Origin of the sequence: Mesorhizobium sp. M0751 (assembly GCF_040320265.1) — a bacterium.
GTDB lineage: Bacteria > Pseudomonadota > Alphaproteobacteria > Rhizobiales > Rhizobiaceae > Mesorhizobium.
Genome location: NZ_JAMYPH010000001.1, coordinates 179,701 through 204,753, shown reverse-complemented (window position 1 = coordinate 204,753; position 25,053 = coordinate 179,701). Strand labels below are relative to the sequence as shown.

Genomic DNA, 25,053 nt, shown 5'->3' with positions numbered 1-25,053 from the left:
GTCACGCATCATTAATTGAATACGCCGCATTTTAATATATGCTGCAAGGCGTAGAGATAATATCTCAAAGCTGATCAAAAAGGGGGATGCGACCGTGATAACTGCTCCACAGTTGCGTGCCGCGAGGGCACTCCTTGGCATCGACCAGCGCAGGCTTGCCGAATTGTCCGGTCTTTCCGTGCCGACAATTCAACGCATGGAAGCCAGCGAGTCGATTATTCGGGGTAACGTCGATTCTCTCATGAAGCTGATCGGGGCACTTGACCTCGCCGGCGTGGAATTGATCGCTGAAGGCGCCTCCAGCCAAATCGGCGGGCGCGGCGTGCGACTGAAAGCGGATTTTGACCCCGCCAAGATTCTGGGCGGGGTCGATACGGATGCCAAACTCCCCGTGAGGAGCGTGGCGTGATTTCGGGGGCCGCGGTCCTCCTGTGGGGCGTTGCTGCGCTCCTGGGGACTGCGGTGCTTGCGATTGCGGAAAGCCGCAGATCGGACTCGGGAACACGCCTGATCTACGGCTTGACGCTAGGTATATCGGCGGCTGTGCTCATGGTTCTGGCGAGCCGCATCGCCGACAATCCCGTCACCCCGTCGACTGTGGTGTTGCCTCTTGGATTGCCATGGATTGGCGCTCATTTCCGTTTGGATGCGCTCTCGACTTTCTTCCTCATCGTCGTCAACTTCGGCGGCTCCATGGCCAGTTTTTATGGCCTCGGCTACGGCAGGCATGAGTCTGCGCCGCATCGGGTGCTGCCGTTCTTCCCGGCTTTCCTAGCCGGAATGAACCTTGTCGTGGTGGCCGACGACGCCTTCACTTTCCTGCTTTCCTGGGAATTCATGTCGCTCGCCTCCTGGGCGCTCGTCATGGCGCACCATCGCGAGCAGGACAATGCGCGGGCGGGCTACATCTATCTGGTGATGGCGAGCTTCGGCACACTCGCGCTGCTGCTTGCGTTCGGCCTGCTCGCCGGATCCGATGGAACCTATACATTCGACGCGATGCGAGCTGCCGGCCCCACGCCGTTCGCCGCTGCTTTCGTCTTGGTTCTCATGCTGCTGGGTGCCGGCTCCAAGGCTGGACTCGTCCCGCTGCACGTTTGGCTACCACTCGCTCATCCGGCTGCGCCAAGCCACGTCTCGGCTCTCATGAGCGGCGTGATGACCAAGGTCGCAGTCTATGGCTTCATACGCGTTATTTTCGATCTGCTCGGTGAGCGGGCATGGTGGTCGGGCGTTGCCGTGCTTTTTCTTGGCGGCCTGACGGCGGTTCTCGGCATCCTCTACGCGCTGATGGAAAAGGACCTGAAGCGACTGCTCGCCTATAGCACCATTGAAAACATCGGCGTCATCTTCGTAAGCCTTGGTCTCGCGCTCGCATTCAAGGCGAACGCCATGCCATCGGCTGCAGCGCTGGCGCTCACCGCCGCGCTGTTCCACGTCCTCAATCATTCCTTTTTCAAGAGCCTGCTGTTTTTCGGCGCGGGCGCCGTGCTGACGGCAACCGGAGAGCGGGATATGGAGAAGCTGGGCGGTCTCATCCATCGCATGCCCTTTACAAGTTTTGCCTTTCTCGTCGGTTGCGTCGCGATCTCGGCACTTCCACCCTTTAACGGCTTCGTCTCCGAATGGCTGGCTTTTCAGGCCATATTGCAGAGCCCCGATCTGCCACAATGGGGACTGAAGGTCATGGTGCCCGCCGTTGGCGGTCTGCTGGCGCTGTCAGCGGCACTGGCCGCGGCCTGCTTTGTAAAGGCGTTCGGGATTACATTCCTCGGCCGGCCACGCTCGGCCGCGGTGGAACTGGCGCATGAGGTCGACCGCCACTCGCTGGCGGCAATGTTCGTTCTCGCTGCCCTTTGTCTCCTGGCCGGCATTCTGCCCGGTCTTGTGATAGACGGCCTATCATCGGTGACACTGCCACTGATCGGCAGCCGAATGCCTGTGCAGATGGCGCAGCCCTGGCTGTCTATCGTGCCGATTGCAGCGAGCCGCAGTTCCTACAACGGCCTGTTGGTGTTCCTGTTCATCGCCTTTTCCGCATCCGCTGCGGCATATGTGATCCATCGCTTTGCATCACATGCACTCCGTCGGGGTCCCGCCTGGGGTTGTGGCTTCCCGGATGTGGTCCCAAGCTCGCAGTACACGGCCGTCAGCTTCGCGCAGCCTATCCGCCGCGTCTTCGGCACGTTTGTATTCCGTGCAAGGGAAACCGTCGAAATGCCGGCACCTGGCGAGACCGGTCCGGCTCGTCTGAATGTCGAAATGCATGATGTGATCTGGGAGACGCTGTACCTGCCTATCGGCCGGGCCCTCGACTTTGCGACCGACCACCTCAACCATCTGCAGTTCCTGACGATCAGGCGCTACCTGACCCTCGTCTTTCTCTTTCTCATTGTCCTGCTCCTGGTGCTCGCACTATGGCCGTGACTCTCGAGTTGGCCGTTCAAGGCGCGCAGATGGCGCTGGTGCTTTTGCTGGCGCCGCTCCTGACCGGATTCGTGCGCAAGGTGAAGGCACGGCTCTTGCGCCGCCAGGGTCCTTCCCTGATCCAACCTTACCGCGATCTCTTGCGGCTGATGCGCAAGGAAGTCGTTCTGGCGGACAACGCATCCTGGCTGTTTCGCGTGACGCCTTATCTGATCTTTGCCACCACCTGGGTCGGCGCGGCGCTCATCCCGACATTCGCCGCCGGCCTCACATTCAGTTGGACCGCCGATCTCATAGCCATTGTCGCACTGCTGGGAAGCGCCCGGTTCTTCCTGGCGCTGGCAGGCATGGACGTCGGCACGAGCTTTGGCGGCATCGGCTCGAGCCGCGAGGTGATGATCGCTTCGCTGGCCGAACCCGCCATGCTGCTCATCGTGTTCAGCCTGGCGCTCGTCGCGGGTGCTACGCAACTCTCAACGGTCGCCGCCTTCATGGGGTCACCGGAGGTTGGCTTGCGGGTGTCGCTCGGGATGTCGCTTATCGCCCTCGTGATGGTGGCGATCGCCGAAAACGCCCGCATACCCGTGGACAACCCATCGACCCATCTGGAACTCACCATGGTTCATGAGGCGATGGTGCTGGAATATTCCGGTCGCCATCTGGCGATGATCGAGTTTGCCGCCTTCCTCAAGCTTCTGCTCTATGTGTCGCTGATTTCCTGCGTCTTCCTACCTTGGGGACTGGCGAGCGCCGGGGCAGGACTGGAATCACTTGCTCCGGGTGTCGTCGCCTATGTCGGCAAGCTTGCCGTCTGTGGCGTTCTCCTCGCTGTTTTTGAGACCGCCATCGCCAAGATGCGCGTCTTCCGCGTCCCGGATTTCCTCGGGGCAGCGCTGATGCTGGCCCTGCTCGGCACGCTCCTGCTGTTCGTCTCACGGAGCCTCTGATGAACGGCCTCACCTTCGACATCGCTCACCTGCTTGCCGGCGGCCTGGTGCTGGTCAGTTTCATGATGCTGTATCAGGATCGCCTCTTTGCGCTGATCAACGTTTTTGCGCTTCATGCAATCGTGCTGGCCCTGTCCGTAGCTTGGCAGGCATACATTCAGGACGCGCATCATCTCTACGTCACGGCGGCGATCGCCCTCGTCTTCAAGGCGATCGTCATTCCTGTCGGGCTTCATCGCATCATTCAGCGGCTCGGCATCCATCGTGACGTCGAGACCGCCGTCGGCATCGGTACGACCATGCTTGCGGGGATAGGCCTGGTGGCCCTGTCCATGGTCCTCATGCTGCGCGTCACTCCCGAGGCTGATCCCCTCGCCCGCGAGGACCTGGCTTTCGCGTTGTCCATCATTTTGCTGGGGCTGCTGGTGATGGTCACCCGCCGCAACGCCGTCAGCCAAGTTGTCGGATTCATGTCGCTCGAGAACGGTCTGGTCCTCGCCGCCACTGGGGCCAAGGGCATGCCCCTGGTCGTCGAGATCAGTGTCGCCTTCTCGATCCTTATTGCCTTCATCGTCATCGGAGTCTTCCTGTTCCGCATCCGCGAGAGGTTCGACTCGGTGGATGTCGGCGCGCTCGACGACTACAGGGGAGAACACCGTTGACCGCGTTTTCTCTCGATGCGGTGGCCGCCATTTTGCTGATACCGGTCTTCGCGGCCGCACTCCTGGCGGTGCTGCCGAAATACCGGCTATCGGCGGGCGTCAATGTCGCTGCGAGCTTGCTGACCTTGCTCGCCGCACTGTCGCTTCTTGTCACCGACCGCCCGCAGCCCGGGCAGTATCTGCTCGTCGACGATCTCAATATCGTCTTTATCGTGCTCAACACATTCGTCGGCTTCACCACCAGCGTCTTCAGCGCTTCCTACATTGCCCACGAACTGGAGATCGGGCGGCTGACAGTCCCGAACTTGCGGTTTTATCACGCAATGTACCAGGTCATGATGTTCGGCATGAACCTGGCGTTCGTCTCGAACAATATTGGCTTGATGTGGGTGGCGGTGGAGCTTGCCACGCTGACCACCGTGCTCATGGTCGGCATCTACCGCACGCACGAAGCGCTGGAGGCAGCCTGGAAATATTTCATTCTGGGCAGCGTCGGCATCGCGCTCGCACTGTTCGGCACCATCCTCGTCTACATGGCTGCACAGCCGGTTGTTGGCGAGGGGACGAATGCGATGGTCTGGACGGTGCTCATCGCTCACGCCGCGCGCTTCGATCCGGCTCTGCTCAATGTCGCCTTCATCTTTCTGCTGCTCGGCTACGGGACGAAGGTCGGCCTTGCGCCCTTGCATGCCTGGCTGCCAGACGCGCATGCTGAGGGTCCAACGCCGATTTCCGCAGTGCTGTCGGGCTTGCTGTTAAACGTCGCGCTCTATGCCGTGCTGCGCTTCAAGCTGTTGCTCGCGGCAAGCCCGGAAGCGATCGCACCTGGGCCATTGATGATCACGATGGGACTGACTTCGCTTGTTTTCGCGGCCTTCATGCTCTACCGCCGCCGCGACATCAAACGCCTGTTCGCGTACTCCTCGATCGAGCACATGGGCATCATCGTGTTCGCTTTCGGCATAGGAGGCCCGCTCGCCAATTTTGCCGGCCTGCTGCACATGGTCATGCACAGCCTGACCAAGTCGGCGATCTTTTTCACGGTCGGCCACATTGCCCAGGTCAAGGGGACACAGAACATCGCCGAAATTCGGGGGCTGACGGAGACGCATCCTGCGCTTGGCTGGGCGCTCGTCATCGGCGTCGTTGCCATTGCCGGCCTCCCTCCGCTCGGCATCTTCATGAGCGAATTCCTGGTCGTGAGTTCGACATTTGCAAGACACCCCCTTTTGGCGATGCCGTTGGTTTTCGGGATTCTGCTCGCTTTCGGCGCCCTGCTGCTTCGACTGACCGGCGTCGCTTTCGGCGAACCGCGCGGCAGCACGGCACCCGCCGAGGCGTCCTACATTCCGATGTATTCCCATTTGGCGTTGGTGTTTGCCGCCGGCATCTATCTGCCGCCACCGCTGGTCACATGGTTCCAGCACGTCGCAAGTATCCTGGGGTGAGAGAGGAGAGAAAGAGCATGCCCGCGCTGATCGATCTCATCCTTGCTGGCCAACGTGTCGAAAATCATTTCCCGTGGTCGCGCGCCGTGGTGACTCCGAAAAAATGGGGCTTTGCCGTCGAGCAATTGGCCGAGGGCCACTGGAGCCTGCTCGGCCTATGGGGTGAGCCAGGCGCCGTCCACATGGCACTTCTCGATGAAAGCGCCGGGGACATCGGCGTTGTCAGCCTGGAATGCCCCAGTGGCCGCTACCCATCGGTCGGCCGGCTGCATCCGCCCGCATTGCGGCTCGAACGTGCGGCTGCTGACCTGTTCGGGCTCCTGCCACAAGGCGCGCCTGATACGAGACGGTGGCTTGATCATGGCCATTGGGGTGTCAGCTATCCGTTGAGTACCCGCGTCCGGACGTCTGCTGCGACAGCCTCCCCCTACAGTTTCCTGCCTGCCGAGGGGGAGAGCCTGCATCAGATCCCGGTCGGACCCGTGCATGCTGGCATCATCGAGCCGGGCCATTTCCGGTTCACGGCGAGCGGCGAAACGGTCGTCCGGCTGGAGGAGCGCCTCGGATACACGCACAAGGGCATAGAAGGCCTGATGGCGGGGTCCGACATCGACCGCGCAGCCAAACTGGCGGGCAGAACCTCCGGCGACAGTACCGTGGCATACTCGCTCGCTTTCGCCCGCGCGGTCGAGGCGGCGCTGGGTGTCGAGATTCCCCCGCGCGCGGTCTGGCTGCGAGCCCTCATGGCCGAGTTGGAGCGCCTGGCCAATCATCTGGGCGACATCGGCGCTATCTGCAATGATGCCGCCTTCGCGCTCATGCATGCCCACTGTGGGGTGCTGCGTGAGCGCGTATTGCGGGCAAGCGATGCTGCCTTCGGTCATCGTTTGATGCGCGACCGCATCGTGCCCGGAGGCGTGGCAAGCTTCCTGAGCGATGAGGGCACGACAGCGCTCAGGTCCCTGATCGCAGAGATCAGGCAACGGTTTCCCGCGCTGGTCGAGCTCTATGATAACACGGCGTCGCTGCAGGATCGGACTGTCGCAACTGGCCGGCTGAAGGTGGAACTCGCCCGACAGTATCGCGCCGGAGGGTATGTTGGCCGGGCCTCCGGTCGGGACTTCGATGCCCGCCGCAATCTCGCTTATCCACCCTATGGCGAACTCGCCTTCGATGTGCCTCTACTCCAGGAAGGCGACGTGAACGCCCGTGTCTGGATTCGTATCCGCGAGGTCGAACAGAGCCTGTCCCTGATCGAACAAGTTCTGCGACAACTGCCAGACGGACCGATCCGTGTCGATTTCGCGCAGACAGACCAACCGCATGAAGGCATGGCGCTAGTCGAAGGTTTCCGCGGCGACATTCTGGCATGGCTGCGCATTGGCAAGGGCGGCTTGGTCGAGCGCTGTCACCTCCGTGATCCGTCTTGGTTTCAATGGCCGCTCCTTGAAGCGGCGATCGAAGGAAACATCGTTGCCGACTTTCCGCTGTGCAACAAATCGTTCAACTGCTCTTATTCGGGCCATGATCTCTGAAGGCACGCTGTCATGCGCAAGCTTCTTTTTGAAAGCCTGATACGCCCCCCTCTCACCGAGCGTCCGCCGTTGGCAAGCAGCACGGCGGTCGACGAACTCGCACGCGCGCTCGACGGGGCTGCTCACAAACGATTGGGGCGAAGCCTGTCGATCCGGGCGATCGATGCCGGTTCCTGCAACGGCTGCGAACTTGAGATGCACGCGCTGAACAATGCCTTCTATGACATCGAGCGTTTTGGGATCCGGTTCGTCGCATCACCCCGCCATGCCGATGTACTGCTCGTCACCGGGCCGGTCACAAAAAACATGCGCGAGGCATTGAAGCGGACCTACGACGCAACACCCAACCCAAAATGGGTGGTCGCACTCGGAGATTGCGCAGGTAATGGCGGCTGTTTCGCCGGCAGCTATGCCGTGGTGCGCGGAGTGTCCGAGGCCTTGCCTGTCGATCTGCACATTCCAGGTTGTCCGCCGCCGCCAATCGAAATTCTGAAAGGCCTGCTCGCCTTGCTTGAGGGCGTGAATTCCAAGACTGGTGCTGCCCGAAGGTGACTATGCAGAGGCTTTGCCAAGGTTGGCCTTGTCGCTGCATAGATCCAACCAATGCGTAGCCGTGAGTTTAAGGGCATCAGCCAACCTGTGTCCCAAAATTGGAAGGCGCTCGGCGGCGGGAACGGCTAAAGCGCCTGCTTTTTCGACGGCGGCTCAGCCCCATTCCGTCGAAGGGTGAACCCGTTCCCTAGTCCGAAATGGTTACTTGCGCTGCAGCTAATGTAGTTACAATCTTGTGCCGTCGGAAGCTGCATTGGCCGGGCAGGCGTGAGTACCGTCTTCGCCGGCGACTCAAAGCAGTCGACCACACTTTTGCGGTGCACTAAGAGGGAAATCGATGAGATTGACGATTGTTTGCGCGGCAATTTTGATTGCCGTATCCACCGCCGCCATTGCGCACGAGAAAAAGAGGGTGGTCAGTACAGAAGTAACGTCGGCCTGCGCCGACCTGTCGGGCAGCACGATCAAGAAAAACAGGGAAACAAAATTGGGTTGCAGTTCAACCGGAACTGTCTCCAGCGCGATTTCGAAAGACAAATCGGAGCCGCGCCTGGGCTATGAAACGGTTAATCCTGCAATCATAACGATCTATTAGCTGAGGAAACAGCAGCAGGTATATCGGAGCTCAGGCTTCGGGAGCAGGGCAAGGACCGACTCGCGGCCATTACCTGCGTACCACATTCAAGCATCGCTTGGTGGCGGCGCGCGGCCTCATTGCGCAGGCTTGATCCTGCGGGTCGGAAATTGCCACTGCCTGCGCTCAATGTTTGATGCGGTCACGCATTGCATACCAAAGCATGCCGAGCACATAGAGCGGGCCGCGCAGCGCCGTGCCGCCGGGGAACGGAAGCGGGCTTAGGGTCGAAAACAGATCGAACCGCGAAGCATCACCGGTGATCGCCTCAGCGAGCAGCTTGCCCGACAGCGTCGACAGGATCACTCCCTTGCCCGAATAGCCATGCGCAAAATAGATCTCGCCATAGCGACCGACATGCGGCAGGCGCGATGTCGTCACCGAGACCAGCCCGCCCCAGGCGTGATCGATGCGGCGGCCGCGCAATTGCGGAAAGGTCTTTTCCATGTGCGGCCGCACGAAGCCGGCAATGTCCGCGGGCGGCGACGGCGTATAGCGCTCGCCGCCGCCGAACAGCAGGCGTCCATCCGCCGACAGCCGGTAGTAATTGACGACGAAGCGTGTGTCGGAGACGGCCACATTGGTTGGGATGGCGTCGCTCGTGTCGCCCAGCGGCTCGGTGGCGATAATGTAGTTGCCGACCGGCATGATGCGGCTGTTGACGCGCGGCTCAAGCCCGTGGAGCAGCGCATCGCCGGCCAGTACGACATGCCTGGCCCGGACCGAGCCTTTGGCCGTCGAAACCCGGGGGGAAGGTTCCCGCTCCAGCCGCAGCGCCACCGAATTCTCGTGGATGGTGACGCCCGCCGCAGCCGCGGCGCGAGCAAGACCGAGCGTGTAGTTCAGCGGATGCATATGGCCACCGAGCTTCTCGTACATCGCGCCGTGATAAGGTGTGTTCACCATTCCGCGCGCCTGCGCTGCCGACAGCATCTCGACATCATGAAAGTTCATCATCGTAGAAAGGCACTCGGCCTCTTCTTCGAGGTCGCGCAGGTCGGAACCGTTGACCGCACCGGCCAGATGGCCGGTGAGCCTGAGGTCGCAATCGATGGCATGGCGCTCGATCAGACCGAGCACCAGGGCCCGCGCCTCGAAGGCGAGATCGAACAGCGCCCTCCCCCGTTCCGGCCCATATAGCTTGACCAGCCCCTTGGCGCCCTTGCGCAGGCCGGGGATCATCTGGCCGCCATTGCGCCCCGACGCCCCCCAGCCGATCTTGCCGCCTTCGAGCAGCACCACCTTCAGGCCGCGTTCGGCTGCATGAAAGGCCGCGGAGAGGCCGGTACAACCGCCGCCGACCACCACCAGATCGGCGTCGACGTCGCCCTGCAGCGCCGGATGGTCCGGAGCCGGATTGGCCGTCGCGACATAGTAGGATTTGCCGATATCCAGGCCGGAGTTGAAGCCCCCAGAATTGAAGCCCATCATCACACCTTGAGCAGCAGATGGTCGCGTTCCCAAGAGGTGACGACGCTCTGGAACAGGTCGAGCTCAACGCTCTTGACGCGCAAATAGGTCTGGAAGAAATCCTCGCCGAGCACCGCCCGAACCGGATCGCACGCAGCGAAACGGTCGAGCGCTTCTTCCATGGTTTTGGGCAGCGTGCTCCTGCTGCGATAGGCATTGCCCGACGCTTCCGTCGAACGAGCGATCTTCTCCTCGACGCCGAGATAACCGCAAAGCAGCGAGCCGGCTATCGCCAGATAGGGATTGGCATCGGCGCCGGGCAGCCGATTTTCCACGCGCCGCGCGGTGCGCCCGCCGGCCGGCACACGCAGGCCGCAGGAGCGGTTGTCGTGCGACCACTCGATGTTGGCGGGTGCACTGTGGTTCGGCCGGACGCGGCGGAACGAATTCACGTTCGGCGCAAACAGCGGCATCACCTCGGGAATGTATTTCTGCAGGCCGCCGATGAAATGCCCGAACATCTCGGTGTCGGCGCCGTCACGCCCGGCAAACAGCGTGTTGCCGGCCTCGTCGACGACTGACATATGGAGATGCATTGAGCTGCCGGCTTGCGCGGCTATCGGCTTGGCCATGAAGGTCGCCTGCATGTCACCTTCCTGCGCGGCCTGGCGCGTCATTCGCTTGAACAGCAACACCTTGTCTGCCAGCGGCAGCGCGTCGCCATGCAGGAAATTGATCTCCAGTTGGGCCGTGCCCGATTCATGGATCAGCGTGTCGAGCGGCAGTCCGGCTGCCGCAGCATAGTCATAGAGGCGCCGGATCACCGGCTCGAATTGCTCCAGTGCCGCCATGTCATAGGGATGCTGCACGCTTTCGGAGCGGCTATTGCGCCCGACCGGCGCCGTCACCGGCCGATCGGGGTCGGGATTGGGCGCGGTGAGATAAAATTCAAGCTCCGGCGCCACCACCGCCCGCCAGCCGCGCTGGCGATAGAGATCGAGCACGGCCCGCAACACGTGCCGCGGCGAAGCCATCCACGGCCGGTCGTCCATGTGGAACGCATCGGCCAACACATAGGCCTTGCCTGGTCCGCCACCGGGCGCCAGACAGAGTGTCGCGACATCCGGCACCATCCGCATGTCGGGGTCCTGGTAAGCGAACCCCTCGTCGACGGAACCGGAATAGCGGCCGTCGATGCTGACCAGGAACGCGCTGCTCGGCAGATAGAGTGCTCGGTCCTCGAGCGCCTTGAGGAACTTGGCTGCTGGCAGGGCCTTGCCGCGCAGCACGCCGTTCATGTCGGGCACCAGGCACTCGACCTCGCTGACAGCGTGAGCGGCCAACCAGTCTTTCGGGTCGTTGGTGCCGTTCATGGTCGAGGCATCCATTGTTGTGGTGTCAAGCATCAGGTCGGGTCCTTACGAGAGCGAGAATGGCTTCGGCAGCCACGTCCGTTCCGGGTGTCAGCGCCATATGCACTGCATTCTCCCGGAGGCGTGCGCGCATTGCAGCATCGGCCATCAGGCCGAGAATGCTTCGCTCCAATTCGTCTTCCGTCCAGCCATCGCGGCTGATGTGGCGCCCGACGCCGGTTTCCTCGGCACGTTGCGCATTGTCATGCCCGTCCCAGCAATAGGGCATGACCAGCGACGGCACGCCGAAACGCAATGCTTCGCAAAAGCTGTTGTTGCCGCCATGATGAATGAAGAGGTCGCATTTCGCCACGACCGAAGGCTGTGGAAACCAGGCGTCGAGATAGACATTGTCCGGTACCGCGCGATAGCTGTCGCGCAGACCTCCGGCATTGACAATGAAGCGGGCCGGCAGCCTGTCGAAAACGGCGAGCATGCGCTGGATCAGGCCGACATCCATGGCGCCAAGACTACCGAAACTGACATAAACCAGCGGTCCGCCATTGCGCGGAAAGACCGGTACGTCGAACGGCCCTTCCGAGCGGACGCAGCCTTCGAGATAGACGAAGCTGGCCGGGTCGAGCGGCTCGGCGCGCTGCCTTCGCACAATCGTTGGGGTCAGCAGCAGGTTGAGGTCGGGCGAGGCTTCGAGGAACAGCCCCTTTGGCAAGGGCGCAAGACCGGCATCCGTCCGAAGCCGGTTGAACCGGTCGTGCGCCGGAGCGACCGCTGCCAGGTAGCGCGCCTCGAACGCCGCGCGGCTCGGGTCGTCGGCGGCGAGACCGGACAGATAGGGTGGCACATTGGCATCGGGAAGCTCAGTTTCGGCGCAGGACACGACGCGCACCCACGGGCAGCCGGCTGTCGCCAATGCCGGGAACATGACGACGTTGTCGAGCACCACGGCGTCCGGCTTCAGCCGCGCCAGCAATTGGCGCAGCGGCGCCTCGGCATTGACGGCAGTGTCTACGATTGCTTGCCAGGTCGGGGCGACATAGGTTTCGAGCTGATCGATGGGGCTCAGCCTGAAATGCGGCAGATGACGGCGCACGAAGGCCTGCCAGTAGCTCTGGCGTTCGCTGTCGGTCAACGGATCGTCAGTCGGCAACTGGTATTCCTGAAACCCATAGTCGGCGAACACGCCAGAAAAGCCGGCATGGCAGATGAACACCGGACGGGCGCCACGAGCGCGCAGGGCCTGCGCTATGCCAACGCAATTCAGCGCAGCGCCGAAGCTCGCTTCCGGAAACAGTGCGATGGTCGGGCTGCCTTTGCGCATGATCCTCGTTATTCCGGCCGGCTGATCATGCCGAACAGCGCGGGCGCCCCGCGACTGGCCGCCTGCGGTCGCTGGCTGCGGGAAAGCCGCAGATGGACCCGAAGCAGATCGGCTGCAACCTCGTACTGCTGGCTCTCCAGATGGTCGAGTATGGTCAGATGCTCGCGCAATGATTGCTTCAGTCGGAAGACATTGACGCCGGCATACGTTCCCGGCAGCCGGCGCAGCCTGAGATGATCGGCCAACGCCTCGGCGACGAAGCGGTTGGCGGAACCACCGGCGATCATCCCGTGAAAATCGATGTCCAGCCGTTGGAACTCTCTGGAATCGAATGCCGCGTCGGGCAGAGCCAGCAGCATTTCCATGCCCTGTCGCAAGGCTGCCGCGCGCGTCCCATCCAGCCGGAACCCAGGCGCCAGAAGGGCGGCGGGTTCCAGCAACAGCCGGAATTCATAGCTCTCCCCTTGTGCGCCAGGATCGTCCGGCACTCTCCTGAAAAGCCAGGACTGCCCCGGCGCGCGGTCCAGAAGATTTTCCTCGGCCAGTTTCTTCAGCGATTTTAGTACTGTCCTGCGCTCGGCACTATACCGTCGCATCAGCGCGCCGACGGTGACCGTCTGGTCCAACCGGCGCGCCGAGCGGTCTCGCAGGATCATGTCGGCAAGTTCATCCTCCTCGGCGCTCGGCAGGTCGGCGGCGACGGTCGCCTGGCTCGTGAGGTCTAAGGCCAAGCGATAGCCGGACTCAGCCTCCCATTGAACTACGCCTTTTTCAGTGAGCAGACGCAACGCGGCCCGCACCGGAGTTCGGGATACGTTGCAGAGCGAAGCGATCTGCTGCTCCGGGAGATGAGCGCCGGGTTCAAAGCCGCGTTGCCGGGCCACATCGAGAATGCGCTGTGCAAGGTCGAGATGGTTGGTGCGGGGACGTCGGGCTGCAACTTGCATGGCAATTCTCAGGAAGGACTTGGCGGCTGAGGTTTGGCCGATTGCCCTTGCGGATGCGGTCGGCCGGGATTCCCCCGTGCTTTGACAAATTATGGATTGACGTACTTTTTTCTGCAATAGTACTGTGAGATCAATCGGCAATAAAAAGACCGGGGAACAGGATCGAAGCGGCCCTACGGCTGCAAGCGCTGGTCCGACGACTAAGTTCGATGATCAACCAGAATGGGAGTCTGTCATGACCACCACCACCCTGCGGCACCGTCCGTTAAGGAAATCCTTGATCGCACTTGGCCTTGGCCTGGCGCTGTCAGCGCCGGCGGCTGCCTCCGACCTCGTTATCTCCAACTGGGACGGCTACATGGCGCCGGATGCCATGAAAGCGTTCAAGGCGGCGACCGGTGTCTCCGGCGAAGTCGTGGTTCACGCCACCAACGAGGAGATCATGGGCAAGCTCGTCGCGTCCGGCGGCAAGGGCTATGACGTGGTCTTCGTCTCCTCGCCCTTTGCCGAAGTGCTGAACAAGCTCGGCCTGATCGAGGCGATCGACCATGCCAAGATCCCTAACCTCGCCAATCTCTATCCCGAGGCGGCGAAGCTGCCGCACGACGCCGGGAACAATTTTTCCGTGCCCTACACTTGGGGCACCACCGGCCTTTGCTACCGTTCGGATCTGGTGAAGGCGGAGCCGGTGAGCTGGAACGACCTTCTCGCCCCGACCGACGCGCTCAAGGGCAAGACGACGATGCTGGCGACCGACCGCTGGCTGCTTGCTGCCGGCCAACTCGCCAAGGGCTATTCGGTGAACGAGACCGATCCGGCAAAGCTCAGCGAAGTCAGGGACCTGCTGATCTCGGCCAAGAAGACCTTGCTGGCCTATGACGACACGACATTTTATTCAAAGCTGGTCTCGGGCGAGGCGCTGATGGTTCAGGCATGGGATGGCTGGTGCAATTACGGGATCGCCGAGAATTCACAAATTAAATACACCATACCGAAAGAAGGCTCGGATCTCTGGGTCGATACAATGGTCGTGATGAAGGCATCGGCCAACAAGGACGCCGCCTTCCAGTTCATCAACTTCATGCTGGACGCCAAGAACCACGCCTGGGCGGCCCAGAACATCGACTACAAGGTACCGAACAAGCCGGCTATGGAAAGCCTGCCGGCCGATTTTCTCGCCAAATTTCCCAATATGAGCATGCCGGTGGCAGAGTTGGTCAAGTTCGAGCAGTTGCGCGATGTCGGCGATGCCCAACGCGACTACTCGAAGATCGTCAGCGAAATCAAGGCCGCGCAATAACCGACATCAAAATCAGAGATCCCGGTCGACGGCGGGGTTTTCGCCGCCGACCGTTGAATGCGGTACCCGATCTTGTCCCAAACCAGACTTCGCTCATCCTTGCTGATGACGCCGGCGCTGGCCTGGCTCACCGCCTTGATGGTCGTGCCATGCGCGCTGGTGCTGGCGCTCGCCTTCTTCCGGCGCGGCATCTATGGCGGCATCGATTACACTTTCACGCTGGAGAATTTCGGGCTGGTGTTCGACCCGCTCTATGCCGGCATCTTCCTCAATTCGGCGCGCATTGCTGGCACGGCAACCCTGGTCGCGGTGGTGATCGGCTATGCCGCCGCCTATGCGATCGCGGCAGTACCCCGCCGGCTGCAGCCGGTGTTTCTGTTCTTTGCCGTCTTGCCCTTCTGGTCCAATTACCTGATCCGTACCTATGCCTGGATCGTGCTGCTCAACCGCGAAGGGCTGATCACACAACTGTTGCGCTGGTTCGGCTACACCGGCGAGCCGCCGTCGATGCTTTATACCGAAGGCGCCGTCATCGCCGGTCTGGTCTACAACTATCTGCCTTTCGTCATCCTGGCCTGCTACGCGCCGCTGTCGCGGCTCAATCCGGAGCTCGCAGAGGCCTCGCGCGATCTCGGCGCGTCGGCCGTGACCACATTTCGCCGGGTCATCCTGCCATTGACCGTCCCGGGCATCGCCGCCGGTGCTGTTTTCGTCTTCGTGCTGTCGATCGGCAATTTCGTGACCCCTGCTCTGCTCGGCGGCGGGCGTTTCCAGATGATCGGCAATGTCGTCTACGAGCAGTTCCTGACTGCCAATGACTGGCCCTTCGGTGCGGCACTGGCAATGGTATTGATCGCCATCATGCTGCTGGTGCTGACGGCGCAGGCCCTGGCCGCTGATCGCGCCTCGGGCCGTACCGCCGAAGCGAGAGGAGGCGCCGATGGCTGAGCGCTCCCTCGCCACGAGGCGCGCGCTCTGGCTCGTGCTTTCACTGGTCCTGGCCTTCCTCTACATCCCGATCGCCGTGCTGGTGGCGCTGTCGTTCAACCAAGGCGGGCTGCCGACCGTCTGGTCGGGCTTTTCGCTGAAATGGTATGTCTCGCTAATCGGAAACGCCGCAATCCTTTCTGCCGCCCTCAACACACTGATCGTGGCGCTTGTCTCGACCGCCATCGCCACGCTGCTCGGCACACTGCTGGCGATCGGCGTCGAAATACGTCGGCAATACGGCAAAGGTCTCGAGGCGCTGATCTTTGCGCCGATGATCATTCCCGACATCGTGCTGGCGATCGCGCTGCTCAGCTTCTTCTCGATGCTTGATCTCACCTTGGGCCTGCACACCATCATCCTCGCCCATGTCGTCTTCAATCTCGCCTTCGTCTGCTCCGTGGTGCGCGCGCGGCTGAAAAGCTTCGACTGGTCGATCGTCGAGGCCTCTGCCGATCTCGGCGCTTCCGCGCTCACAACATTTCGGCGGGTGACGTTGCCGGTGATCCTGCCTGCCGTCGTCGCCGGCGCGCTGCTCGCCTTCACCCTTTCGGTCGACGAATTCATCATCGCCTTCTTCACCGCCGGCGCCGGCCGCGCCTCGACCACGCTGCCGATGCAGATCTATTCGATGATCCGCTTCGGCATCACGCCGGAGATCAATGCCTTGGCGACTATCGTCATGGCGGTCTCGATCACCGCGCTGACCCTGTCGCAGCGGCTCAACCGTGGGGTGATCGGCCAATGAACGAGCCCCGCACGCTGCTGGCGATCGACAACGTGTCGAAGAAGTTCGGCCGGGTGACGGCGGTCGACGGCATTTCACTGGATATCCGCGAGAACGAGTTCTTCGCCTTGCTTGGACCCTCGGGCTGCGGCAAGACAACGCTGCTGCGCATACTGGCCGGCTTTGAGACGCCCAGTGACGGGCGCATCCTGCTCGACGGCCGCGACATCGCCAGGACCCCGCCCAATAAGCGGCCGGTCAATCTGATGTTCCAGTCCTATGCGCTGTTTCCGCATATGAGCGTCAGGGCCAATGTTTCCTACGGCCTCGAAATGGAACGCTTGCCTGCAAAGGAAATCCGCTCCCGTGTCGACGCCATTTTGGCGACGACCGAACTCGTTGCCTTCGCCGACCGCAAGCCGGAGCAATTGTCCGGCGGGCAGAAACAGCGCGTCGCACTTGCCCGAGCGCTGGTCAAGCGACCACGGCTGCTTCTGCTCGACGAACCGCTCGGCGCGCTCGACAAGAAGCTGCGCGGCGCCATGCAACTGGAGTTGAAGCGCCTGCAGCATGAAGTCGGCATCACCTTCGTCATCGTCACCCACGATCAGGAGGAATCGCTCGTCATGGCCGACCGCATGGCGGTGCTCAGGGACGGCAAGCTGCTGCAATGCGATACACCCCATGCGGTCTACGAGCATCCGGGGGACCGTTTCGTCGCCGACTTCATCGGCGTCATGAATTTCGTGCCGGGCAAAGCCGCCGGCGACGGCGTGCTGGCAAGCAACGGCGTGCGGATCGCCGGCGATGTTCCCGCAACACTTTCGCCCGGCGCTGCGGCGGTAGCTTCAGTCCGGCCCGAACGCATCCGGCTGTTCCCGTCGGCAGAAACGGCCAACCGTATCTTCGGCGCGGTCGAGGCGCTGGCCTATCAGGGACTCGATCTGCAACTGCATGTCCGCACCGCCCTGTCGCCAAAGCCGTTCCTGGTACGCATCACCGCCGACGCCGCCGACCGCCGCCCGGTCTCGTCGGGCGATACAGTCGAGCTCGGCTGGGATGCGGCTGACGTCAGAATTTTCGCAGATTGATCGAAGGAGAACCTCTCATGGCGCAGAAGACGATCGCGTTCTTTCCGGAGGCCGCTTATGGCCCCGCGCTCAACTCCGTCGGCATAGCCCAGGCGATCGAGGCGCGCGGCCACAGAGCGGTGTTCCTGTCTGACCCGGGCTTCGTCGACGTCTACAAGGGCTACGGCTTCGAGGCTCATCCGGTAAACCTGTCCGAGCCGATGCCGCCGGAACAGATGGCCAAGTTCTGGGAAGACTTCATCAACGGCCACATCCCGAACTTCCGCAAATCGCCCTACGACCAGGTCGACAATTACGTGAAGGATTGCTGGACGGCGATCGTCGACAGCGCCAAATGGGCTGAGAAGGATCTGCCTGGCGTGCTTGCGACGATCAAGCCTGATGTCATCTGCGTCGACAACGTCATCCTGTTCCCGGCGATCAAGCAGTATGGCAAGCCCTGGGTGCGCGTCATCTCCTGCTCGGAAAACGAGATCGAGGACGAGGACATCCCGCCACATCTGTCCGGCTGCGGCGAGAACGACCACGCCTGCCATCAGCGTTACCGCGACCATTTCAACGCCGTCATCAAGCCGATCCATGACGACTTCAATGCGTTTTTGAAAGCGAACAACGAAGCGCCGTATCCGATCGGCCAGTTCTTCGAGGCCTCGCCCTACCTCAATCTGCTGCTTTATCCCGAAGCGGCGAAGTTCAAGCGCCGCTATCCGCTCGACCCGGCAAAATTCCGATATCTGGAAGGCTGCGTGCGGCAGGAGAAGCCCTACTCCGTGCCGACATTAGTTAAAAATAACGACGGGCCGCTGCTCTACGTCTCTTTCGGCAGCCTTGGCGCCGGCGATGTCGACCTGCTGAAGCGCATCGTCGCAACCTTGGGCAAGACGCGCTACCGGGCGCTGGTCAATGTCGGCGGCTACAAGGACCAGTACGCGCAAGTGCCCGAAAACGTCAGCCTCGACAGCTGGTTCCCGCAGCCCTCGGTCATCCCGCAGGTCGATGCGGTGATCCATCATGGCGGCAACAACTCGTTCACCGAGTGCCTGTATTTCGGCAAGCCGGCGATCATCATGCCCTACGTCTGGGACGGCCACGACAATGCGATGCGGGTCGAGGAAACCGGCCACGGCTTCGGCATGCCACGCTATGACTGGAGCGACGCCGAGCTCATCGCCAGGATCGAAACCTGCCTGACCGACCCGGCAATCAAGGCCAAGCTGGCGAAGACGTCGGCCCAGATGCAGTCGCAGAACGGCCCGGAGAAAGCGGCTGCTTTGCTGGAGAAATTGCTGTGACCTCAGCCCCACACCTCCACCAGGCCTCTACCCGCACCGACCTCGTCGACTGGGGCACCCAGCCCGATGCGCTGGAAGGCGCTTCGCACTCCACCGGCAGGCTGGTGCACAAGGGGCCGAACAACCAGCCGGAATCCGGCATCTGGGTCTGCACGCCCGGTTGCTGGCGGCTCGCGATTCCGCGCGACGAATTGTGCCATTTCGTTGCCGGCCGCGCGACCTACAGATCGGACGACGGCGAGGTGATCGAGGTATCCGCCGCCACGGTTGTCATGTTCCCGGCCGGTTGGACCGGCGAATGCACCGTCCACGAGACCATCCGCAACGTTTACATGCTGGCCTAAAGGCGGCCACTGGAGCTCCCGACATGCCGACACCGATCATGAAATCGCCGCTCGCCATCACCGACCTTGTCGACTGGGGTGTCATTCCGACAATGATCGAGGGTGAATCCCGCACCTCGGGCACACTGCTGCACAAGGGGCCGGAAGGCCGCTCCGAATGCGGGCTATGGGTCTGCACCCCCGGCAAATGGCACTGCCATGTCACCCGGGACGAATTCTGCCACTTCCTCGAGGGACGCTGCACCTATGTCCACGAATCCGGCGAGGTGATCGAGATCGAGCCGGACACCGCGGCGTTCTTTCCGCAGGACTGGAAAGGCGTCTGCACCGTCCATGAGACGATCAAGAAGGTCTACATGATCCGCTGAGCGGGCTTGAAAGGACGACCATGGATTTTTCCGCTGACCGGCCGGCCTTTTTCGTCAATCCGGATTATCGGCCGATGACTGGCACGAAAAAACCGGTAATCGATCCGGCGACACTGGAGACCGTCGGCGTAATAGCCGCCGCCGGCGACACTGAAATCGACGCCGTGCTCACCGCAGCGACCAAGGCGCAAACGGCCTGGAAAAGGCTCGACGCCAAGAGCCGCGCCAGGCATCTGCACGCTGTCGCCAACGCCATCGAAGCGGCTGACTTCATGCGCTGTGCCGAGCTGATGGTGCGCGAGATGGGCAAGCCCTATCCGGAGGCGATCGGCGAGATCGCCAAATTGCGCGCCGATCTTCCGCTACTACGCCGAGATGGCCCGTGATGATGCCGGCAAGATCGCCGGCACGACGCAGGCCGGTTCGTTCCAATATGCCCGATATGAGCCCTACGGCACGTCGGTGCACATCATGCCTTACAATTTTCCGATCCTGTTGATGTGCTGGACCGTCGCCGCCTCGCTTGCCGCCGGCAATGCCTGCGTGATCAAGCCCGCTGAAGCGACAACATTGTCGACGCTGGATTACATGACCGTGTTCCGCTCCCTGCCGGAGGGCCTGGTTTCCTGCATGCCAGGCGGAGCAGCAACGGCGCAGGCGCTGATCGCCTCGGACCGCACGCATGCGGTTGCTTTCACCGGTTCGGTCTCCGCCGGCAAGGCTGTCGCCGTCGCATGTGCAGAGCGCATGAAGCCTTGCGTCATCAAGGCCGGCGGCAGCGATCCCCTGATCATCAGTCAGCACGCCCCACTAGACGTGGCGGCTGCCGGCAGCGTCACTGCCGCGTTCCATCTTACGGGCCAGGTCTGCACTTCGGCCGAACGGTTCTTCGTGGTTGATGCCGTTCACGACCGCTTCGTCGATCTGTTTGCCAAGAAGACACGAGCGCTGCGTATCGGCAACGGCCTCGACAAAACCGAGATCGGACCGCTGGTCAGCGAGGCCGCGCGCGCGAAGGTCATCCGGCTGGTCGACGATGCGATCCGCTGCGGTGCCAAAGCGATCACCGGCGGACGCATTCCGCCGGCACATAATGTGGGCTGGTTCTACGAGCCGACCATCCTGACCGGCGTCACCCCCGACATGGCAATCGTGCGCGAAGAGTGTTTCGGGCCGGTCGCCGCGATCTGCCGGGTCAAGGATTTCAACGAGGCGATAGAGCTTGCCAACGACAGCCCCTTCGGTCTCGGCGCCTCGGTCTTCACCACCGACCTTGCCGAAGCGCATGAGGCCGCGGAGCGGCTCGAGGCCGGTATGGTCTGGGTCAACAATCCGCTGATCGACAATGACGCATTGCCGTTCGGGGGCTGGAAGGCTTCGGGCCTCGGCCGCGAGCTCGGCCGCCAGGGTCTGGATGCATTCCGCCGCTCGAAGATGGTCATCATCGACCACAGACCGGAGATTCAGGGCTGGTGGTATCCCTATCCTGACAGCTGGTTCCGCGAGGCAGGCGGGCGCAAGCATGTTTGACACGACTATCTTCAGGCGTGCTGCCAGCTAATTGTTTAGGATATCCGTCTCCGAATACCTGGCATATGCATCGAAACCGTAGCCGAATGGAGCCATATCGGGCGTGGCGTTGTAGCCGGAGTCGGAAAGGCACCTGCGCTCAACGGCCATTCGCCCGGCGGACCCGCCAGATGACGTTACCGACGTCATCGGCGACGAGCAGTGCGCCGGTCCGATCGATAGCAACGCCGACCGGACGGCCCATCGCCTCGCCATTACGCCCGATGAAGCCAGTGACCACATCTTTCGGAGGACCGCTCGGTTTGCCACCATGGAACGGCACGAAGATCACCTTGTAGCCGCTGTGCACGCTTCTATTCCACGAGCCGTGCTGGCCGACGAAGGCGCCGTTACCGTAGGCCGGACCGAGCCGGGCGCCTTTGGAGAAGGTCAGTCCCAGCGAGGCGGTATGAGAGCCCAGGGCGTAATCGGGTTTGATCGCCGTCGCCACGAGATCGGGGCGCTGCGGCTTGGCACGTTCGTCGACGTTCTGTCCGTAGTAGCTGTAGGGCCAGCCATAGAAGGCGCCGTCACGAACCGAGGTCATGTAATCCGGCACAAGGTCGTCGCCGATCTCGTCACGCTCGTTCACGGCGACCCAAAGCTCGCCAGTTTCAGGATTCCAGGAGAGCCCGTTCGGGTTGCGCAGGCCCGAGGCGAAGACCCGAGTGCGGCGGGTCGACCGATCCACTTCAAGGACAGCGGCGCGGTTCTTCTCCGCGGCTATGCCGTTTTCTCCAACGTTGCTGTTGGAACCAACGGTGACATAGAGCTTGCGTCCATCCGGAGTTGCGATCACGTCCTTGGTCCAATGATGGTTGAGGTCCCCGGCCGGCAAGTCGATGATCTTTTCCGGCGACGTGCTGACTCGAGTCTGGCCATTGGAGTAGGGGAAAGCGACGAGCGCGTCGGTATTCGCGACAAAGAGCTTGCCTTTGGACAGCGTCATGCCGAAGGGCGAATTGAGGCCTTCCGCGAACGTCGTGCGCACATCCGCAATGCCATCGCCATCGGTGTCGCGCAGAAGCGTGATGCGGTTGGCGCTTTTGGTCGCCGCGCCGGCCCGCTTCATAGCCAGATCCATGAAGACCTTTCTAAGACTGAAGCCTTCGTCATGCTTGGCAGGGGCATTGGTTTCAGCAACCAGAACGTCGCCGTTCGGAAGCACATGCAACCAGCGCGGATGGTCGAGGCCGGTGGCGAAGGCGTTCACTGTCAGCCCCTTCGCCGGGGTCGGCATACCGCCTTTCTGCCAGCCTTTCGCCTCGGCTATGTTAACAGTCGGGATCAGCGTCGGTCTTGGTTTCGGCAAGGTGGGGTTGGGGCCATAGCCGGTTATTGCCCCGGTTTTTTGCGCCGGCCCGGTTTTTTGCGCCGGCCCGGTTTTTTGCGCCGGAATGCCAGCGCAGCTTGCCACGACGGCGCCCAATACCGCTACGAGTACGCTTCCTCGGAAGCCGGCATGCATCGGACGTCCTCCGCATGGATTTGTGTCGCGCTCTTTGTGCAAACGCAAGTCAGTGGCTTATTCTTCCAATTGCTTCGAAACAGCGGCGCTCGTGATCCGAGGGCCAGGAATTCGGGACAGATCTGCTCTCGATAGAAATATGGCGCGAGGAGATTGTGGCAACCGCGCGAATATCTGTGGCGCGATATGAATCTCAGATTCGTATCGCGCGAAATCGATACGGCTTGCGCTTTTCGGTATCGAGTTGCTCATGGGCCAACAGGCGTTCGAATGGAACGAGACCATGAACGGCGGGACCCACAATGACCCACCGATTGCACCAGTTGGTCAAACAGCTGTTGTTGCTGCTTAGCAAGACGCTGCAAATCTGCTAAAGTCTGCGGTGGGAGGAGACGGACATCCAATCGCTGCCGATAGTACATCCAAGTGTAGCGAAGGCGACACCCGGCGCATCACTTCCGCTCGCCTATTCCCTCGCGACGCTCTGCTGGCTCCTGTCGGCCGGCGTCTATATCGCCGCCAAGTGGGTTGCCCCCGAGATGCCGCCCTGGGCGCTCTGCTTCTGGCGGCTGACGCTTGCCTGCGCGATCCTGCTGCCTATCGTCCATCGTCATCACGGGGCTATGCTCGTGCTGATCCAATCCCGGGTGATCGAGGTGCTGGTCATCGGTGCCATCGGGCTGACCTTGTGTCAGGGCATGATCTACACGGGCCTCAACTACACCAACGCGACAACCGCCGGCATCATCATGGCGCTGTCGCCGATCATGACCATGGTGCTTGCCCGCTTCGTGCTCGGCGAGTCCCTCGGTGTCTGGAAAGCGCTTGGAGCGCTGGTCGCTCTGGCCGGGATGGTGGTGATCGTGGCGCGCGGCGACCTTGCTGCGCTGATGCAGCTGCAGTTCAATCCCGGCGAGTTGTGGATCGTCGGCAGCGCGTTTTGCTGGGGCCTCTACACCGTGCTGCTGCGTCGCGCCAAATTCGCTATCGAGCTTCTGCCGATGGTGGTCCTGCTGCTGGGAGCCGGCGCGCTGGCCGCACTGCCCTTCTATCTCTGGGAACTGTTTTCCGGGGATCGTTCGGCGCTGCATGCGAACGGCCTTCTGGCTCTCGCCTATGTTGCTGGCCCGGGCGGCGCTCTGATGTACTATCTCTACAACCGTAGCGTCGAGACGCTTGGTGCCGGGCGCGCCAGCATGCTGCTCTATCTCCAGACCGCCTTCGTCGCCGTTCTCGCTTATCTGGTGCTTGGCGAAAGCTTGCACGACTACGATCTCGCCGGCGCCGCCTTCATCGTCGCCGGCCTGCTGCTCGCCACCGCGATCAAGCCGAGGCAGCGCACGGTGCGTGTCGCGTAGTGAACCTCAGCTCCGCCGGAGCGGCGAGCAGCTCGCAAAATCAGGGCACCGCTCGAAGCGGAGCCGTATCATCGCAGTCGGCTGTTGTGGCGCAGCACGAGGCCGACCGCGCCGAGCAATGCATCGTTCTCCGTGTGCTTGCCAACGATTATCCGTGTGCGCAGCGCGGGTGCCACATCGCGGGACTTGATGAGCGTGTGGCGTTCATATGACGCGATCAGCGGCGCCAGGAGAATGTCGCCCGCCAAGGCCATGCGGCCGCCGATGATGATGAGCGGCGGATTGAGCACCGAACCGATCAAGCCAAGGCCACGACCGGCGAACTCGGCGGTGTCCTCGATCATTCGCAGCGCCCTCACGTCGCCCTGCTCGGCCATCATGATCACGTCGTCCATCGAGACCGGCCGCCGCACGATGCGCGAAATCTGCTCGAGCGGCCGGGCAAAGCTGGCATAGAGTTCCAGGCATCCGCGATTGCCGCACCGGCAAAGGTCGCCGCCGGGATCGATGCTGATGTGCCCGAATTCGCCGGCGCCGCCGGCGATGCCGCTCACCAGCCGGCCGTGCTGGACAATGGCCCCGCCGACGCCCAGATCGACCTTGAACAGGACGAAATCGTCGTGGCCGACGGCCGCACCCCACATCAGCTCGGCAATGGCCGAGCAGTTGCTCTCATTGTCGGCGAAGATCGGCTGTTCGAGGACCGGCCCAAACACATCGCGGATGTTGACCCCGGCCCAGGTCGGAACGATACTCGCGCGCAGCACCACTCCTTCGCGGCTGACTGGGCCCGAGACGGAGACCCCAACCCCCAGGAGCCCCGCCATCGGCAGACCGTTCTCTTCGTAGCATCGGGCAATTACTGACTTGGCGAGCTGGGCCGCCTGTTGCGGCTGGTAGTCCAGACCCATGGGGATAGTTTGTTCGGCAACGAAAGAATGCGAGACGTCGGCGACGACACACCGCATCTCGTCGAGGCCCAGATGGATGCCGACGCAGGTGCCCGCGGCGGGATTGAGCGTCAATGTCGTGGCAGGCCTGCCAATACCCCTGGCCGCGTCATGATGGGCCGAGGATTCGATCACCATCCCAGACTTTCTCAAGCCGTTGAGCGCGGTTGACACCGTCGACCGCGCCAAACCGGTAATGCGGGTAATTTGCGACGCAGAAAGCACGCCGCGCTCGCGCAGGCATCGGACGATCAGGCTCTCCGGCGACGCGGACGGCCTGTCGATCAGCCAATTTCTAAGCGAAGGTTTGTTCATGATGAGCACAAAGCACGTTGACTGATAGCTC

The 25,053-nt window shown here is 62.1% G+C and carries 22 protein-coding genes and 1 pseudogene; 17 read left to right on the top strand and 6 right to left on the bottom strand.

Annotated elements, in window-relative coordinates; translation table 11 throughout:
* The first annotated feature begins 94 nt into the window (after positions 1 to 94).
* From NKI19_RS00900 to NKI19_RS00865, 8 genes are all read left to right on the top strand, one after another.
* Entirely contained in the window at positions 95 to 409 is a 315-nt protein-coding gene (locus NKI19_RS00900) for a helix-turn-helix domain-containing protein (RefSeq protein ID WP_023675522.1), read from the top strand.
* Positions 406 to 2,427, top strand: a complete 2,022-nt coding sequence (gene hyfB / locus NKI19_RS00895; RefSeq protein ID WP_502899218.1) for a hydrogenase 4 subunit B — start codon at positions 406 to 408, stop codon at positions 2,425 to 2,427. Before NKI19_RS00900 ends, hyfB begins: the two co-directional genes overlap by 4 nt.
* A complete protein-coding gene (locus tag NKI19_RS00890; RefSeq protein WP_352488879.1) occupies positions 2,418 to 3,374 on the top strand; it encodes a respiratory chain complex I subunit 1 family protein in 957 nt (318 codons plus the stop codon). The genes hyfB and NKI19_RS00890 overlap by 10 nt, the downstream gene beginning before the upstream one ends.
* Complete coding sequence (locus tag NKI19_RS00885) at positions 3,374 to 4,036, top strand: hydrogenase-4 component E (RefSeq protein ID WP_352488877.1); 663 nt, start codon at positions 3,374 to 3,376, stop codon at positions 4,034 to 4,036. The genes NKI19_RS00890 and NKI19_RS00885 overlap by 1 nt, the downstream gene beginning before the upstream one ends.
* Positions 4,033 to 5,484 carry a hydrogenase 4 subunit F gene (locus tag NKI19_RS00880; protein ID WP_352488876.1) on the top strand — a complete coding sequence of 484 codons (1,452 nt, stop codon included), beginning with the start codon at positions 4,033 to 4,035 and terminating at the stop codon, positions 5,482 to 5,484. Before NKI19_RS00885 ends, NKI19_RS00880 begins: the two co-directional genes overlap by 4 nt.
* 17 nt (positions 5,485 to 5,501) lie before the next feature.
* Positions 5,502 to 7,019: a hydrogenase large subunit gene (locus NKI19_RS00875; RefSeq protein ID WP_352488874.1), complete on the top strand. Its 1,518-nt coding sequence runs from the start codon at positions 5,502 to 5,504 to the stop codon at positions 7,017 to 7,019.
* A 12-nt stretch (positions 7,020 to 7,031) separates the two neighbouring features.
* Positions 7,032 to 7,571 carry an NADH-quinone oxidoreductase subunit B family protein gene (locus tag NKI19_RS00870; RefSeq protein WP_352488872.1) on the top strand — a complete coding sequence of 180 codons (540 nt, stop codon included), beginning with the start codon at positions 7,032 to 7,034 and terminating at the stop codon, positions 7,569 to 7,571.
* A 337-nt stretch (positions 7,572 to 7,908) separates the two neighbouring features.
* Entirely contained in the window at positions 7,909 to 8,166 is a 258-nt protein-coding gene (locus NKI19_RS00865) for a hypothetical protein (RefSeq protein WP_352488871.1), read from the top strand.
* A 165-nt stretch (positions 8,167 to 8,331) separates the two neighbouring features.
* Here NKI19_RS00865 and NKI19_RS00860 read toward each other — a convergent pair whose 3' ends face one another.
* Genes NKI19_RS00860 through NKI19_RS00845 form a run of 4 tightly spaced genes read right to left on the bottom strand, consistent with a single transcriptional unit; the run spans position 8,332 to position 13,394 of the window.
* Positions 8,332 to 9,636, bottom strand: coding sequence for an NAD(P)/FAD-dependent oxidoreductase (locus NKI19_RS00860; RefSeq protein WP_352488870.1), 1,305 nt, complete (start codon positions 9,634 to 9,636; stop codon positions 8,332 to 8,334).
* Positions 9,636 to 11,021 (bottom strand): glutamine synthetase family protein, encoded by a 1,386-nt coding sequence (locus tag NKI19_RS00855; RefSeq protein WP_352564963.1) that lies wholly within the window; start codon positions 11,019 to 11,021, stop codon positions 9,636 to 9,638. Before NKI19_RS00855 ends, NKI19_RS00860 begins: the two co-directional genes overlap by 1 nt.
* Complete coding sequence (locus NKI19_RS00850) at positions 11,014 to 12,309, bottom strand: nucleotide disphospho-sugar-binding domain-containing protein (protein ID WP_352489120.1); 1,296 nt, start codon at positions 12,307 to 12,309, stop codon at positions 11,014 to 11,016. Before NKI19_RS00850 ends, NKI19_RS00855 begins: the two co-directional genes overlap by 8 nt.
* Before the next feature lie 5 nt (positions 12,310 to 12,314).
* Complete coding sequence (locus tag NKI19_RS00845; RefSeq protein WP_352488866.1) at positions 12,315 to 13,394, bottom strand: GntR family transcriptional regulator; 1,080 nt, start codon at positions 13,392 to 13,394, stop codon at positions 12,315 to 12,317.
* Positions 13,395 to 13,488: 94 nt separating this feature from the next.
* On the opposite strand from NKI19_RS00845, the gene NKI19_RS00840 reads away from it, so the two are divergent.
* The 8 genes and pseudogenes from NKI19_RS00840 (at position 13,489) to NKI19_RS00805 (ending at position 20,892) form a co-directional block, all read left to right on the top strand.
* Positions 13,489 to 14,553, top strand: a complete 1,065-nt coding sequence (locus tag NKI19_RS00840; protein WP_352488865.1) for a polyamine ABC transporter substrate-binding protein — start codon at positions 13,489 to 13,491, stop codon at positions 14,551 to 14,553.
* A 105-nt stretch (positions 14,554 to 14,658) separates the two neighbouring features.
* Complete coding sequence (locus NKI19_RS00835) at positions 14,659 to 15,501, top strand: ABC transporter permease (protein ID WP_352489119.1); 843 nt, start codon at positions 14,659 to 14,661, stop codon at positions 15,499 to 15,501.
* Positions 15,494 to 16,288 (top strand): ABC transporter permease, encoded by a 795-nt coding sequence (locus tag NKI19_RS00830; RefSeq protein WP_352454154.1) that lies wholly within the window; start codon positions 15,494 to 15,496, stop codon positions 16,286 to 16,288. The genes NKI19_RS00835 and NKI19_RS00830 overlap by 8 nt, the downstream gene beginning before the upstream one ends.
* Positions 16,285 to 17,358, top strand: coding sequence for an ABC transporter ATP-binding protein (locus NKI19_RS00825; protein ID WP_352488864.1), 1,074 nt, complete (start codon positions 16,285 to 16,287; stop codon positions 17,356 to 17,358). The genes NKI19_RS00830 and NKI19_RS00825 overlap by 4 nt, the downstream gene beginning before the upstream one ends.
* A gap of 17 nt (positions 17,359 to 17,375) precedes the next feature.
* Entirely contained in the window at positions 17,376 to 18,650 is a 1,275-nt protein-coding gene (locus NKI19_RS00820; protein ID WP_352488862.1) for a glycosyltransferase, read from the top strand.
* Positions 18,647 to 18,994 (top strand): cupin domain-containing protein, encoded by a 348-nt coding sequence (locus NKI19_RS00815; protein ID WP_352488859.1) that lies wholly within the window; start codon positions 18,647 to 18,649, stop codon positions 18,992 to 18,994. The genes NKI19_RS00820 and NKI19_RS00815 overlap by 4 nt, the downstream gene beginning before the upstream one ends.
* Positions 18,995 to 19,017: 23 nt before the next feature.
* Positions 19,018 to 19,362, top strand: coding sequence for a cupin domain-containing protein (locus NKI19_RS00810; RefSeq protein ID WP_352488858.1), 345 nt, complete (start codon positions 19,018 to 19,020; stop codon positions 19,360 to 19,362).
* Between the two features lie 20 nt (positions 19,363 to 19,382).
* Positions 19,383 to 20,892 (top strand): annotated as a pseudogene (locus tag NKI19_RS00805) (aldehyde dehydrogenase family protein).
* 139 nt (positions 20,893 to 21,031) lie between these two features.
* On the opposite strand, the gene NKI19_RS00800 reads toward NKI19_RS00805, so the two are convergent.
* Complete coding sequence (locus NKI19_RS00800) at positions 21,032 to 22,399, bottom strand: PQQ-dependent sugar dehydrogenase (RefSeq protein WP_352564961.1); 1,368 nt, start codon at positions 22,397 to 22,399, stop codon at positions 21,032 to 21,034.
* A gap of 398 nt (positions 22,400 to 22,797) precedes the next feature.
* Here NKI19_RS00800 and NKI19_RS00795 point away from each other — a divergent pair, with 398 nt between their 5' ends.
* Complete coding sequence (locus NKI19_RS00795) at positions 22,798 to 23,757, top strand: DMT family transporter (protein WP_352489118.1); 960 nt, start codon at positions 22,798 to 22,800, stop codon at positions 23,755 to 23,757.
* A gap of 68 nt (positions 23,758 to 23,825) precedes the next feature.
* Here NKI19_RS00795 and NKI19_RS00790 read toward each other — a convergent pair whose 3' ends face one another.
* Complete coding sequence (locus NKI19_RS00790) at positions 23,826 to 25,022, bottom strand: ROK family transcriptional regulator (RefSeq protein WP_352488856.1); 1,197 nt, start codon at positions 25,020 to 25,022, stop codon at positions 23,826 to 23,828.
* Positions 25,023 to 25,053: the final 31 nt, after the last annotated feature.

Excerpts from the sequence above, each read along its gene's own strand:
- NKI19_RS00825 (WP_352488864.1), top strand. The coding sequence starts at position 16,285 with ATGAACGAGCCCCGCACGCTGCTGGCGATCGACAACGTGTCGAAGAAG.
- NKI19_RS00835 (WP_352489119.1), top strand. The coding sequence starts at position 14,659 with ATGACGCCGGCGCTGGCCTGGCTCACCGCCTTGATGGTCGTGCCATGC.
- NKI19_RS00870 (WP_352488872.1), top strand. The coding sequence starts at position 7,032 with ATGCGCAAGCTTCTTTTTGAAAGCCTGATACGCCCCCCTCTCACCGAG.
- NKI19_RS00865 (WP_352488871.1), top strand. The coding sequence starts at position 7,909 with ATGAGATTGACGATTGTTTGCGCGGCAATTTTGATTGCCGTATCCACC.
- NKI19_RS00820 (WP_352488862.1), top strand. The coding sequence starts at position 17,376 with ATGGCGCAGAAGACGATCGCGTTCTTTCCGGAGGCCGCTTATGGCCCC.
- NKI19_RS00810 (WP_352488858.1), top strand. The coding sequence starts at position 19,018 with ATGCCGACACCGATCATGAAATCGCCGCTCGCCATCACCGACCTTGTC.
- NKI19_RS00890 (WP_352488879.1), top strand. The coding sequence starts at position 2,418 with ATGGCCGTGACTCTCGAGTTGGCCGTTCAAGGCGCGCAGATGGCGCTG.
- NKI19_RS00860 (WP_352488870.1), bottom strand. The coding sequence starts at position 9,636 with ATGATGGGCTTCAATTCTGGGGGCTTCAACTCCGGCCTGGATATCGGC.
- NKI19_RS00875 (WP_352488874.1), top strand. The coding sequence starts at position 5,502 with ATGCCCGCGCTGATCGATCTCATCCTTGCTGGCCAACGTGTCGAAAAT.
- NKI19_RS00790 (WP_352488856.1), bottom strand. The coding sequence starts at position 25,022 with ATGAACAAACCTTCGCTTAGAAATTGGCTGATCGACAGGCCGTCCGCG.
- NKI19_RS00840 (WP_352488865.1), top strand. The coding sequence starts at position 13,489 with ATGACCACCACCACCCTGCGGCACCGTCCGTTAAGGAAATCCTTGATC.
- NKI19_RS00855 (WP_352564963.1), bottom strand. The coding sequence starts at position 11,021 with ATGCTTGACACCACAACAATGGATGCCTCGACCATGAACGGCACCAAC.
- NKI19_RS00800 (WP_352564961.1), bottom strand. The coding sequence starts at position 22,399 with ATGCATGCCGGCTTCCGAGGAAGCGTACTCGTAGCGGTATTGGGCGCC.
- NKI19_RS00885 (WP_352488877.1), top strand. The coding sequence starts at position 3,374 with ATGAACGGCCTCACCTTCGACATCGCTCACCTGCTTGCCGGCGGCCTG.
- NKI19_RS00830 (WP_352454154.1), top strand. The coding sequence starts at position 15,494 with ATGGCTGAGCGCTCCCTCGCCACGAGGCGCGCGCTCTGGCTCGTGCTT.